Here is a 12,763-nt window from a genome sequence, read left to right on the forward strand (position 1 = left end):
AATCAAACATTTAAAAACCTAAGGAGTCTAAGTTAGTCTAAGCCAGTCAAAAAAATCTAACGTAAAACAACTTCTTTCACCACTTCACGGCCTAACTCCTCGTTGATCATTTTTACAATCTTGCTTTTACCGTGACTTAATTCTTCACGCAAAACTGCCGATCCCAGCTCGACATACAATGTACTTCCTTTCAGAACAACATTTTTGGTATACGTATTCACGCCATTCCCCATCAACTGCCTCCAGGCCTCTTTTACATCAATCTGGTCCATTCCGGCACCTAACTTATTCACTTGGATAATCTGCTGCAAAACAGCTCCAATCGTGCTTTCACTATTTAGTCTTTTTGCCATCGTTTAATAAATTTACAGGTCCGGTTTTTTTATAATGATATTCTTTATTCTGATCGTTCTTTACTACAAAAGTCTCGTCAGAAATAGAAATCAATTCTTCGCTCCACTTTGCATAATCTGTTTTATAATCCAGGAAAACCTGATCTCCTTTAAATCGAACCGATACATCTTCAAAAGTATCTGTTGTTAAAAAAGTTCCATCCAGCTGCGCCATCACCTTGGTTCGTGTTCCTTTAGTTCCTTTGATATTGAAATAATCGAAATTTTCGTTCATTCCGTAATCTTTGTCCTCACCTTTATCAAAAACTACTTTCTCAATTTCCCAATAACCATTCAGTTTTGCAATATCAGCAGGTTTAATTTCTTGTTTACAGCTTATCAACAAAAGCGATAAAACCAAAATCATAAAAGTGTTTCTCATACTATAATTTTTAAAATTCTACTCTTCTCTTTTCTCCTTGAAAAATCCCGGTCCAAAAAAACAATTAACCGCTATATACCTTCATTTTTACAGTAAATAGTACAAAAAAACAATGTTTTCCAGCGGACTGAAATTTCTCTTTTCAAAAGAAAGATGAACCTGCAAAGTTAAACTTAAAAACCTCATAAGAAGCAAAAAATCACAAAACCATTTAAACTATTTTATATCTTTCTGGTCAAACCTCAAACCAAAATAAAAAAACATGACCAAAGCTATTTGCACCATACTGATTGCTATCCTCTTAACAGGCTGCAGCAAAGATTCGTCTGAGTCAGAACCAATTACAGTTCCCACAGAAAACATGTATTTCCCTCCAGTAACCGGAACAAACTGGGAAACAAAGTCAATCGCTGATCTTAAATGGAATCAGGCTGCTGTTCAGCCACTTTTAGATTATTTGGAACTAAAACATTCCAAATCGTTCATTATACTGGTTAACGGGCGAATTGTTTTAGAGAACTATTTTAACAGGCATTCAGCAACTACCAATTGGTATTGGGCCAGCGCCGGAAAAACGTTAACCTCTACTGTTACAGGAATTGCCCAACAAGAAAATCTGTTAAATATCAATAATAAAGTTTCCCAGTATTTGGGAGAAGGATGGACAAGTGAAACTTTACCCAAAGAAAATTTAATTACCTGTAAACATTTATTGACTATGACCTCCGGGCTGGACGACAGCACAGACGATGTAAATCCTGCTAATCTAGTCTATAAAGCCGACGCCGGAACAAGATGGGCCTATCATAATGTTTATGTAAAACTACAAGATGTTGTTGCAAAAGCAAGCGGACAAAGCTGGGAAAATTATTTCAACACCAAATTAAGAGACAAAATCGGGATGAATGGAAATTGGGTACAAATTGGTGCCAATAGCGTTTACACCAGCACCTCCAGAAGTATGGCGCGTTTTGGACTTTTAATACTGAACAAAGGAAAATGGGAAAATAACACAATACTCAACGAGGCCTATTTCAATGAAGCAACTACAACTTCTCAGAACATCAATTTAGGATACGGTTATTTATGGTGGCTGAACGGAAAAAGTTCTTATCATTTACCTCAATCACAACTTACTTTTCAGGGAAGCATAATCCCAAGCGGACCAACCGATATGTTTATGGCTTTAGGTAAAAATGACCAAAAAATATATGTCATACCCGGTAAAAAAATGGTAGTCATCAGAATGGGAGATGCTGCGGACAGTGTTAATCTGGCCTTATCCGATTTTGACAAAACTTTATGGGAGAAGATTAATGCTTTGTATCAGTAACAAAAAAGCTTTAAATAGAAATGCTTTCGAAAACATTACTATTTAAAGCTTGTTATTTTTTTGAAATAATATCTGTGTGCTGCTATTAACGATTAGTTCGCATTCTTTTAAAAACTCCTAAAAAGAATAAAACTATTCCGATTACCAGCAAAGCATAATAAACGGAAAGATTACTATCTTTCAATACATTTGCTAAAACAAAACATATCACACTGGCAAAATAAAAAGCTATCGCTGATATATTTTTTAAAGATTCGAAACCCATTATAAATTATTTAAAAAAACTATCCACAAATTCATATTTATTAAAGACCTGAAGATCTTCAATTCCTTCTCCAACTCCAATGTATTTTACAGGAATCTGAAACTGATCTGAAATACCAATTACCACACCGCCTTTAGCTGTTCCGTCAAGTTTAGTTACAGCAAGAGAAGTAACTTCGGTGGCAGCAGTAAATTGTTTGGCCTGCTCAAAAGCATTTTGCCCTGTAGAACCGTCTAAAACTAAAAGCACATCATGCGGAGCATCTTCTACAACCTTTTGCATGACACGTTTTACTTTTGTAAGCTCATTCATCAAATTGATTTTATTGTGCAAACGTCCGGCTGTATCTATAATCACCACATCGGCATTTTGTGCTACGGCAGATTGCAGCGTGTCGAAAGCGACAGAAGCAGGATCACTACCCATATTTTGTCTCACAATTGGAACATCTACACGATCTGCCCAAACCTGCAATTGATCGATAGCAGCAGCACGAAAAGTATCGGCAGCTCCTAAAACGACTTTATAACCGGATTTTTTAAACTGATACGCTAATTTACCAATTGTAGTAGTCTTACCTACTCCATTAACACCTACAACCATTAAAACGTATGGTTTTTTATTTTTTGGAATCTCAAATTCCGTTGCTTCGCCTGTATTGGTTTCAGACAATAAAGCACCTATTTCCTCACGAAGAATCTGATTCAGCTCGTCTGTTCCTAAATATTTATCTGCGGCAACACGTTTCTCGATTCTGGAGATTACTTTCAGCGTTGTGTTGACTCCAACATCAGAAGCTACTAAAATCTCTTCCAGATCATCCAGAACATCATCGTCGACTTTAGATTTTCCCGCGACAGCTTTGCTTAACTTGGAGAAAAAACTAGTTTTTGATTTTTCAAGACCTTTGTCTAAAGTCTCTTTCTTATCAGTAGAGAATAATTTTTTAAAAAAACTCATTTTTTATAGGTTGTTAGTTTTTTAGATTATGGGATAATAAAACCCAAATAATCTTTAATCTTTAAGGAAACTTAAAATTAGTCATGTTTCTTTAAATTTTAGACAAATATAAAAAATAAAAAAGCTACTTCCGAATGAAAGTAGCTTTTCTATATACTGTGATTGTTATTATTTCTTTTTCAAGAACTCATCAACTTCTTCAGGAGCCATAATAGATTCTACGAATGTATATGCACCAGTTTTAGGAGATTTTACCATTTTGATGGCTTTTGATAATCTCTTAGAAGATGTTTGTAACGATGCTACGGTTTTCTTTGCCATGATTCAAATGTTATTTGAAATTTTTAATTTAAATAAAAATCTCTAATTAATTACTTAATTTCTTTATGAACAGTTACACGTTTCAAGATTGGATTAAATTTTTTAATCTCTAATCTGTCCGGAGTATTTTTCTTGTTCTTAGTTGTTATGTATCTTGAAGTACCTGCAACACCAGAAGTCTTGTGTTCAGTACATTCTAAAATCACCTGGATTCTATTACCTTTCTTTGCCATCTTGCTATATATTTATTTAGGAAAAGATTATTTGATAAATCCTTCTGACTGTGCTTTTTTCAAAACAGCAGTGATTCCATTTTTATTAATTGTTTTTATCGTAGATGCTGCTACTCTAAGAGTAATCCATCTATCTTCTTCTGGAAGATAAAAACGCTTTTTAACTAAGTTTACAGAAAACTTTCTCTTAGTTTTGTTCATAGCGTGAGAAACGTTATTTCCTACCATCGCTCTTTTACCTGTAAGGTCACAAACTCTTGACATTATACTTTACTTTTATCGTTATTCAAAATCAGGGTGCAAAGAAAAGAAAAATAAACCATTGTAGCAAAAAATTATTGCACAATTTTTAAAATTTCTTTCTTCAAAATTTCTAAACTCTTATTCACTGCTCTATCTATCACTTTTTCACGGGGTTGACCAAAGTTGAATTCTTCTACGATTATACCCTCCGGAGTTGCCAAAGCGATAAAAACAGCTCCAATTTCAGCTTCAGAGTCTCCTTTTGTCGGTCCGGCGTTTCCGGTTGTCGCAATTGCATAATCTGTTTTCAGCATCTCCTTCACATTCAAAGCCATAGCCGACGCAACCTCAGCACTTACTACCGAAAACTTATCAATCAAGTCCTGTGAAACCCCAAGAACATTGACCTTCGCCTCTGTTGCATAGGAAACCACACTGCCCTTAAAATAAGCAGAAGCTCCCGGAATTGCCGACAAAATGGAGGCAATTTTTCCTCCGGTAAAACTTTCGGCAGTTGAGATCGTTTTATTTTGTTTGGTTAAGATCTTACCCACTACCGTTTCAATAGTTTCGTTATCCTCATATCCCACTATAATATCATGAATTATAGCATCTAAAGACTTTACATTTTCTTCAATTGCCGCTTCAAGCTCTTCTTTATTGGTTCCTCTGGCCGACAAACGCAAACGCACTCGCCCGGGATTGGGCAGATAGGCCAACTTGATAAATTCCGGCAGATTATTCTCCCAGTCTTCAATACGTTCTGCAACTAAACTCTCGCCCTGACCATAAGTCAAAATTGTCTTATGAATGATATACGGACGCTTGTACTCGCGAATTATTTTAGGAATTATTTCTTCTTCGACTAAATACTTCATTTCATACGGAACTCCCGGAAGCGAAACAAAAACAGTATTTTCTTTTTTCATCCACATGCCCGGAGCCGTACCCACTTTGTTGTGCAAAACGGTACATTTGGAAGGAACCAGAGCCTGATCTTTATTCAACTGCGAAATTGGGCGTTTGTAAAAACCTTCAATTAACTCCGTCACGTGAGCCAAAACTTTAGCATCCACCACCAGCTCATCCTCAAAATACTCGCAAAATGTTTTTCTTGTGACGTCGTCTTTTGTAGGCCCCAAACCACCGGTTACAATAACCAGATCAACTTTGTTCTGCAATTGGGCAAATGTGTCTAAAATATGTTTTTTATCGTCACTTATCGAAATCATTTCATGAACTTCGACACCAATGCGATCCAGTGATTTTGCAATAAAACCCGAGTTAGTATCTACAATCTGACCTATTAAAATTTCATCTCCAATAGTAATAATGCTTGCTTTCATAGCTGTGAATTATTTTTACTTATCGTAAGTCCAATTATTATAATAAAGAATATTGCTGCCGTGATTTTATACGAATGCCAGACATGGCTTGCTTTTGCAAAAAAAAGAATCAGATCAAAGATTTACAGATCAAAGTCTTTTTTAATCTCTTTGATAGCTTCTTTTACCTGTAACTTAATACTCTTAAAAGTTTCGATAATTTCTTTTTTCTTGCCTTCGGCTTTGGTCCAGGCTTCTACTTGAAGAATTTCCTCAAAAGCAACATTCAACCCCATTAAGTCCAATGTAGGTTTTATTTTATGTGCATAAGAATAGGCATACTTATGATCCTTCTTTTTAATCCCTTCTTTGATTTGTTTTAAATCTTCAGGAACTTCAGTAACAAACAATTTAAGAATTTCATTTACAAATTCCGGATCATTGTCTGAAAGTGCATATACTTTCGAAAGGTTGTATTTTAAAGCCATTACTTTACTTGTATTCTGAATAATTTTTTATCTTCTAAAAAGCCTTCTAAAACGTCATTCGGCTTAACCGCAGCAACACCTTCCGGTGTTCCTGTAAAAATAATATCTCCAATTTTTAATGTAAAAAACTGCGACACATACGAAACAAGCTCATCAATTTTCCAAAGCATGAAACTCGTATTTCCTTTTTGAACGGTTTCAGAATTTTTCGTCAGCTCAAATGTAAGATTTTCCATCGAAACAAAATCACTCTTTGGTAAAAACTCTCCAATAACCGCAGAGCCATCAAAAGCTTTTGCTTTTTCCCAAGGCAATCCTTTCGCCTTTAATTTTTCCTGTAAATCTCTGGCTGTAAAGTCAATCCCAACACTAATTTCGTCATAGTACTTGTGTGCAAATTTAGGTTCGATGTATTTTCCAACCTTACTAATTTTAACAATTACTTCTAATTCGTGATGAATTTCTTCAGAAAATTCGGGGATTACGAACGGATGCTGTTTCAATAAAACTGCCGAATCCGGTTTCATAAAGACTACCGGTTCTGCAGGACGCTCGTTTTTTAGCTCTTCAATGTGATTGGTATAATTTCTACCGATACAGATGATTTTCATTTTTCTATAGATTCTAAGACTCTAAGCCACTAAGACTCTAAGAAACTATGCAAAAAAATTAGCACCTCAGAACCTTAGCAACTCAGAACCTTATTTCGTATTTAATTTTCTTAATTTTATAGCCGTAAGTACTTTTTTGGTATACAAAGGAAAATCGGCATTTTGAATCCAGCTGAAATAGCCAGGTTCACTTTCTAAGACTTTATCTACTTTAGCACCTTTGTGTTTTCCAAAAGTAAAAATTTCTTCGTTGTCTTTATCAAAAGCAATCATTCCGGCAAAATCGGCGATTTTTTTACGGGTGGTAAATTCAGACAACGATTTCATATCGTTTTCCAATTCCGGATAACGGTCTAATTGTGCTTTTAGGATTTCATAGGTCGCCATTGTATCGGCTTCTGCAGAATGTGCATTCTCCAGACTCTTTCCACAATAGAATTTCAATGCAGCACTTAAAGTACGCTCTTCCATTTTATGAAAAATCGTTTGTACATCCACCGAAACTTTGTTCTTCATATCAAAATCAACTCCGGCACGCAGCAATTCTTCTGCTAACAACGGAATATCGAACCGATCTGAATTAAAACCACCCAAATCACTGTCTTTAATCATATTGTAAACCTGTGGTGCCAATTCTGAAAAAGCAGGTTCATTTGCTACTTTCTCATCCGTGATACCGTGAACAGCAGTTGTTTGCGGCGGAATTGGAATCGTAGGATTCACTAACCAGGTTTTACTTTCTTTATTTCCGTTTGGAAAAACTTTGAATATCGAAATTTCTACAATTCGATCTTTACCGATATCAATTCCGGTTGTTTCAAGATCAAAAAAGCAAATTGGTTTGTTGAGTTTGAGTTCCATTTTTAATTTTTATAAGATTACAAATGTAATTTTTAAAGCCGAAATTCCTCTTCTATTCCCGACTTTTTTAAACAAAAAGGGGCGTAATTCCGCGATTTTAACTTTTAAATAGGTTCGCAAAGTCGGCTAATGTTTGTTTTCTTAACCTTTTCTTACAAAACAAAAAACCCGGGAATTTATACAAATTCCCGGGTTTAACTTATTTTTAAAACAGAATTTAAAAATCTCTGTTCACATCAAAAGCTTCTAAATATTCAGCAACTCTTTTCACAAAACTTCCTCCCAGAGCACCATCTACTACTCTATGGTCGTAAGAATGTGATAAGAACATTTTTTGACGGATTCCGATAAAATCTCCTTCCGGAGTTTCAATAACCGCAGGCACTTTACGAATAGCTCCCAAAGCCAGGATTCCAACTTGTGGCTGATTGATAATTGGAGTTCCGAAAACACTTCCGAAAGTTCCAACATTAGTCACCGTATAAGTTCCGCCTTGTGTATCGTCCGGTTTCAATTTTCCGGCTTTTGCACGGTTACCTAAATCGTTCACCGCTTTAGCCATTCCAACCAAATTCAGCTGATCGGCATTTTTAATTACCGGAACAATTAAGTTTCCGTTTGGTAAAGCTGCCGCCATACCTAAATTTATATTTTTCTTTTTGATGATGTATTCGCCATCAACAGAAATATTCATACCAGGGAAATCTTTTAAAGCTTTAGCCACTGCTTCCATCATAATTGGAGTAAACGTAAGCTTCTCGCCTTCTCTCTTCTCAAAAGCGCTTTTTACTTTATCTCTCCATTTTACAATGTTAGTTACGTCTACTTCAATAAACGATTGTACGTGTGCCGAAGTTTGTACCGAAGCTACCATGTAACCTGAAATCAGCTTACGCATTCTGTCCATTTCAACAATTTCATCACCTCCGTTTACAGATACCGGAACGGCTTGCTGGCTTTTTTGAACCGGAGCTGCAGGCTGAACTGCTTTTGGAGCTTCGACAACTGCTTGCGGAGCCTGAGCACCCGATTTACGAGCTTCAATATATTTTAAAATATCTTCTTTTGTTACGCGGCCGTCTTTGCCTGAACCTGCAATACGCTCTAATTCAGCTACAGAAACGCCCTCCTCTTTAGCAATATTTTTTACTAATGGAGAAAAGAATTTATCCGATCCTGAAAAATCCTGCGGTGCAGCTACAGCATCTTTAGCAACTTCGATAGTTTTTTCGATTTCAGTAACTTCTGCCGGAGCAGCAGTCTCTACTGCCTTAACAGCCGGTGCATCACCTTCTGTTTCAATAATTGCAATAGTTTGTCCTACCTGAACCAAATCGTCTTTACCGAACAATTGCTCAATCAAAACTCCTGATACCTCGCTTGGTACTTCACTGTCAACCTTATCCGTTGCAATTTCCAGTACTGCTTCATCAGCTTCAATTTTGTCTCCAACTTCTTTCAACCAGTTTGTAATAGTTGCTTCAGCGACACTTTCTCCCATTTTAGGAAGTTTCAATTCAAATCTTGCCATATTGTTAATCTAAAAGGTGATTTTGATTTTCAGATTGCGAAATTACTGAATATTTTGAATATAAATTACACTTAATATAATTTTTTACTCGATTTTTACGATTTGCCCTCTGTCATTCCGTGAATTACTCCCAATAATAAAATTTGTATTTTTGGGGAAAATCTTAAAAGTAATGTTCTTATCTTTAAGAGTTTCTATGATTTTGATACATTTTTTGAATGAAACATACTGATTATCCAAAATAATCTCAACTCTTTTACCCTCAAAAAGCTGGCACGAATTTACCATTTTTTCTTTTTTGAAATCTAAAAAGCGGACTTTATTTTTTAGAATTTCAGGTAATTTTTCAGACAAAATTCGATTTGAAGAGTAAAAAAGGACTCTTTCAGGTAAGGGTTTTGATTTTGTTTTTCCCTCAAACATTTTTACAAATGAAAAGAACCAAATACCAATTTGAATGAAAAATTCAAAAAACCATGATTTTCTGAAATGCTTCTGATAGAAAAAATTCATCGCCTCCTGGAAACGTTTCATGTATTTTTCGTCTTTTACCGTACTTTCTCCTTTATAATGCAAAACGGTCGTTTCGTGAAAATAGTAATTGGATTTCTTTTTTTGCAGTGCACGATACGACAAGTCAATATCATCTGCATACATGAAACATTTTTCGTCAAAACCTTCTAATTCAATGTACAAATCACGCGTCATTAACATGAAGGCTCCCACTAAAACATCAACTTTCCCGCTTTCATTTGTTCCTAAATGCTGGGCATAATACTGATTAAACAATTTCCAATTTGGAAAGATCTTATACAGTCCGAAAATTTTGGTAAAAGCTACCCAGGGAGTTGGAATTCCGCGTTTGCTTTCGGGCAAAAAAACTCCGGTACCATCGATTAGTTTACAACCTACAATCCCTAAATTGACTTGTCTGTCAGCGAAATTCAAAATTTTCTTAAACGTATTTTCAGCAACAACCGTATCGGGATTCAGAATGCAAACGTACTTTCCGCGAGCCTCCGCCACTCCGATATTGTTCCCTTTTGGAAAACCATAGTTGGTATCATTCTGAATTAGTTTTACTCCCGGAAACTTCGTTTTCATCATCAAACAACTCTCATCTGATGAATTATTATCAACCACAATGATTTCAGCATCAAGTGACGAAATAGCTTCCTGAACACTTAAAACACATTGTTCCAGAAAGTAACGTACATTATAATTGAGAATAATAACCGATAATTGCATGAAAAATAACGAAATAGATTTTTTGGAAAGTTAGAAATTTTCAGCCAATCCTGATGATAATGATCAGTCGTTTTTTACGAACATCAAAATAGGCTATCAAACTTCTAACTCGAAAAACTAAAAACAGGCTGAAAAAGCAATCTGAAATATTCCCACTGAATCCGAAAGAAAAACAGCAACGCAATTCAAAAAAGTATATTTTTGATTAAAAACTTCTGTATGGAAATCAAAACTCCAATTAAAGTTCCTTCTTTACTCGTGCTAACAAGTATCGTTTTTCTATTAACTGCCTTTACCCTTTTTAAAAGTCCAAAAGCAAATTTAGTTCAAACTTCTACTTGGTATATTGCCGGCCCTGCTGTTGAGAGTCAGGAAACCATAAACCAGGTTCGGCAAGAAAAAAGGATTGTAAAAGTCACGGCAAAAGACAATCCATCGGGTGAAATTGAACTGAACGTCCTGATTACCCCTTCTGATTCTAATGACGGTGCTCCGACCAATTTATCAGATGCTTCTAAATTTGTGAGCATTACGTATAAATCTTCTCACCTCATCAAACTTCAGGCGCGTGAAGGAAACGAAGAAGGAACCGGTTGTGTACATGGCGGTTCTCACCCAAGAGTTGATTTACCTGCATCTCCTAATCAGTTTAAAACGATCAAAATTAAATGGACAGCTTTCAGACAGGACGGTCTTCCAAACGGGAAACTTCTGAACATTCATAATTTATGCAAATTCAATTTTGTGAATTACCATCCGGTTTCAGGAGCTTTTTTAGAAATAAAATCAGTTACTCTTTAATTTAAAAAAAATATGAAAACAAAGCTTTGTCTTTTACTTTTTACTGCTCTATTCTTTTCAAATAACAGCTATAGCCAATCGAAAAAAATCGATATTAACGGCGTTTGGGAAGACATTAATCCGGGCGTACAAAACGCTGTCGCAATTGTATCGGAACAAAACGGAAAAGTAATTTTCTCCCATTACCTGGAATGGAAAGGGCAAAAATTTGTGGAAAGCGGCACGGGGAAAAGAACCGGAAACACCATTGTTTATACCGTAGATGTCACCTTACCTATTGAGGGCTGGGCAACTCAGGGAACACATACGCTGATTTTGTCTGAAGATGGAAATACACTGGAAGGCACTTTTATCGACAACAAGAACAGAACGGGGCCGATTTCGTTTAAAAGGGTACGCTGAGCGTTTGTTCTTGTTGAAAAATTTCAAGTTTCAGGTTTCAAGTTCAAACTGCACCTGAAACCTGAAACCTGAAACCTGAGACTTGAAAATCCTTTCCCTCTACAAATGCAGCTGAATTTTGTATTTGTTACAGATTTTCATCACATAAAGCATGATCGTCGAAAAAACTAAAGACCAGATGATCCCCGGAACTCCTTCACGAAAATAACCCGGAATAATATGAATATTCAAAGCTTTGCAGAAATAATAAATAGCCCCCGGTAAAATGTAAATCAGTAACGGATTTGCAGCAGCGGGCATAAAGAAATTACTCCATTGGGTTTGTTTTTTAACTTCCATCAGCCAAAACAGAAAATAGAACAAAACCGTACAAATTCCGGCTGACAGCAATGTCCAGGCAGGAGTACCCTGTATTTTTGAAATTCCATAATATTGACGAAGAAAAAATCCGAATGAGAAAAACAATGCAATGAACCCAATAACAGGCCAGTTGATTTTCTTTTCGATTTTTTGATCAAAAAACAATAATGAAATTATTATTCCTGCCGTTACCAAGGTAGCGTGTGTTAAATGTCCGGCAATAAAACGCAGCCACTCCGGTAAATGTAAACTTTGGGTCAAATTAGCGGAGTTTAGAGAAACACATAGTATTAAAAAGACAATCATTGCCCACAATTTGCCTGAAACCAGCCAATAATAAATTACTGAAATAAGATAAGCCCAGCCAATTAGCCCCAGGATCCCCCACCATTGAGGCGTCATCCCAATAGTACCATCAGTCTGAACATATAAAAAGTAAAGTGTTATCAGAACTGCTATTCCGCCATACTGAAGTGTATTTTTTAACCAAACAGGAAAGTCTTTCGCATATTTGTTCCAAATTGGTATTGGCATTGCAAAAGCTAAAAATCCCCAAAATGCGGGTGAAATAACCATTTTTGCAGCATCGTAACCATCTGATGCATTGACCATAAAAACACCGATAATAATCAGAGCCAAAGCTCTTTTCAAAGTATGTGTCCAAATTGTTCTTACGCTATCTCCTTTAATCAATCGGGCATTAAAAGCAAACGGAACTGACATTCCGACAATAAACAAGAAAGCCGGAAAAACCAAATCTACAAAAGTCATCGCATCAGCATCTGCCGGCATGTGTTTCATCCATTGAGGGACATTTACAACACTGGCCAATTCATTTACAAAAATCATAACAAAAATTGTGATTCCGCGCAAAGCGTCTATCGAAATGATCCTTTGATGGTATAAATTTTCTTTTACTTTCATAAATGATTAGATTTTTAGGAATCTCAAATATAATATTTTTATGAAATGACCAATTGTATTAGTTTCATTAAAATTAATCCATC

The 12,763-nt window shown here is 35.8% G+C and carries 16 protein-coding genes; 3 read left to right on the top strand and 13 right to left on the bottom strand.

The window, feature by feature from the left end:
- Positions 1 to 56 precede the first annotated feature (56 nt).
- Both LNQ34_RS02595 and LNQ34_RS02600 read right to left on the bottom strand, forming a co-directional pair.
- Positions 57 to 353: a DciA family protein gene (locus LNQ34_RS02595; protein ID WP_017495184.1), complete on the bottom strand. Its 297-nt coding sequence runs from the start codon at positions 351 to 353 to the stop codon at positions 57 to 59.
- Entirely contained in the window at positions 334 to 774 is a 441-nt protein-coding gene (locus tag LNQ34_RS02600) for a hypothetical protein (RefSeq protein ID WP_202700866.1), read from the bottom strand. Before LNQ34_RS02600 ends, LNQ34_RS02595 begins: the two co-directional genes overlap by 20 nt.
- Before the next feature lie 262 nt (positions 775 to 1,036).
- On the opposite strand from LNQ34_RS02600, the gene LNQ34_RS02605 reads away from it, so the two are divergent.
- On the top strand, positions 1,037 to 2,107 hold the full coding sequence (locus tag LNQ34_RS02605; RefSeq protein ID WP_229998581.1) for a serine hydrolase domain-containing protein: 1,071 nt from the start codon (positions 1,037 to 1,039) through the stop codon (positions 2,105 to 2,107).
- Between the two features lie 271 nt (positions 2,108 to 2,378).
- On the opposite strand, the gene ftsY is transcribed toward LNQ34_RS02605, so the two are convergent.
- From ftsY to LNQ34_RS02655, 10 genes are all read right to left on the bottom strand, one after another.
- On the bottom strand, positions 2,379 to 3,332 hold the full coding sequence (gene ftsY / locus LNQ34_RS02610; RefSeq protein WP_017495180.1) for a signal recognition particle-docking protein FtsY: 954 nt from the start codon (positions 3,330 to 3,332) through the stop codon (positions 2,379 to 2,381).
- 168 nt (positions 3,333 to 3,500) lie between these two features.
- Entirely contained in the window at positions 3,501 to 3,653 is a 153-nt protein-coding gene (locus tag LNQ34_RS02615; RefSeq protein ID WP_008468081.1) for a DUF4295 domain-containing protein, read from the bottom strand.
- 50 nt (positions 3,654 to 3,703) lie between these two features.
- The gene (gene rpmG / locus LNQ34_RS02620; protein ID WP_017495179.1) at positions 3,704 to 3,886 is read right to left on the bottom strand and encodes a 50S ribosomal protein L33; all 183 of its coding nucleotides are present in this window, start codon (positions 3,884 to 3,886) and stop codon (positions 3,704 to 3,706) included.
- A gap of 27 nt (positions 3,887 to 3,913) precedes the next feature.
- Positions 3,914 to 4,150, bottom strand: coding sequence for a 50S ribosomal protein L28 (gene rpmB, locus LNQ34_RS02625; RefSeq protein WP_008468080.1), 237 nt, complete (start codon positions 4,148 to 4,150; stop codon positions 3,914 to 3,916).
- A gap of 71 nt (positions 4,151 to 4,221) precedes the next feature.
- Positions 4,222 to 5,475 carry a CinA family nicotinamide mononucleotide deamidase-related protein gene (locus LNQ34_RS02630; RefSeq protein ID WP_202700868.1) on the bottom strand — a complete coding sequence of 418 codons (1,254 nt, stop codon included), beginning with the start codon at positions 5,473 to 5,475 and terminating at the stop codon, positions 4,222 to 4,224.
- Positions 5,476 to 5,597: 122 nt separating this feature from the next.
- The gene (locus tag LNQ34_RS02635) at positions 5,598 to 5,942 is read right to left on the bottom strand and encodes an Hpt domain-containing protein (RefSeq protein WP_140505522.1); all 345 of its coding nucleotides are present in this window, start codon (positions 5,940 to 5,942) and stop codon (positions 5,598 to 5,600) included.
- Positions 5,942 to 6,553 (bottom strand): fumarylacetoacetate hydrolase family protein, encoded by a 612-nt coding sequence (locus LNQ34_RS02640; RefSeq protein ID WP_202700869.1) that lies wholly within the window; start codon positions 6,551 to 6,553, stop codon positions 5,942 to 5,944. The genes LNQ34_RS02635 and LNQ34_RS02640 overlap by 1 nt, the downstream gene beginning before the upstream one ends.
- Positions 6,554 to 6,643: 90 nt before the next feature.
- Positions 6,644 to 7,414 carry a 3'-5' exonuclease gene (locus LNQ34_RS02645; RefSeq protein WP_229998582.1) on the bottom strand — a complete coding sequence of 257 codons (771 nt, stop codon included), beginning with the start codon at positions 7,412 to 7,414 and terminating at the stop codon, positions 6,644 to 6,646.
- Between the two features lie 217 nt (positions 7,415 to 7,631).
- A complete protein-coding gene (locus tag LNQ34_RS02650; protein ID WP_202700871.1) occupies positions 7,632 to 8,945 on the bottom strand; it encodes a dihydrolipoamide acetyltransferase family protein in 1,314 nt (437 codons plus the stop codon).
- A gap of 84 nt (positions 8,946 to 9,029) precedes the next feature.
- On the bottom strand, positions 9,030 to 10,193 hold the full coding sequence (locus LNQ34_RS02655; protein ID WP_229998583.1) for a glycosyltransferase family 2 protein: 1,164 nt from the start codon (positions 10,191 to 10,193) through the stop codon (positions 9,030 to 9,032).
- Positions 10,194 to 10,412: 219 nt separating this feature from the next.
- On the opposite strand from LNQ34_RS02655, the gene LNQ34_RS02660 reads away from it, so the two are divergent.
- Positions 10,413 to 10,994, top strand: coding sequence for a hypothetical protein (locus LNQ34_RS02660; RefSeq protein ID WP_229998584.1), 582 nt, complete (start codon positions 10,413 to 10,415; stop codon positions 10,992 to 10,994).
- Positions 10,995 to 11,006: 12 nt separating this feature from the next.
- Positions 11,007 to 11,396, top strand: coding sequence for a hypothetical protein (locus tag LNQ34_RS02665; protein WP_229998585.1), 390 nt, complete (start codon positions 11,007 to 11,009; stop codon positions 11,394 to 11,396).
- Between the two features lie 99 nt (positions 11,397 to 11,495).
- Here LNQ34_RS02665 and LNQ34_RS02670 read toward each other — a convergent pair whose 3' ends face one another.
- Complete coding sequence (locus LNQ34_RS02670; RefSeq protein WP_202700875.1) at positions 11,496 to 12,680, bottom strand: DUF5009 domain-containing protein; 1,185 nt, start codon at positions 12,678 to 12,680, stop codon at positions 11,496 to 11,498.
- Positions 12,681 to 12,763 lie beyond the last annotated feature (83 nt).

Origin of the sequence: Flavobacterium lipolyticum, assembly GCF_020905335.1 — a bacterium.
In the GTDB taxonomy this organism is placed as follows: Bacteria; Bacteroidota; Bacteroidia; order Flavobacteriales; family Flavobacteriaceae; genus Flavobacterium; species Flavobacterium lipolyticum.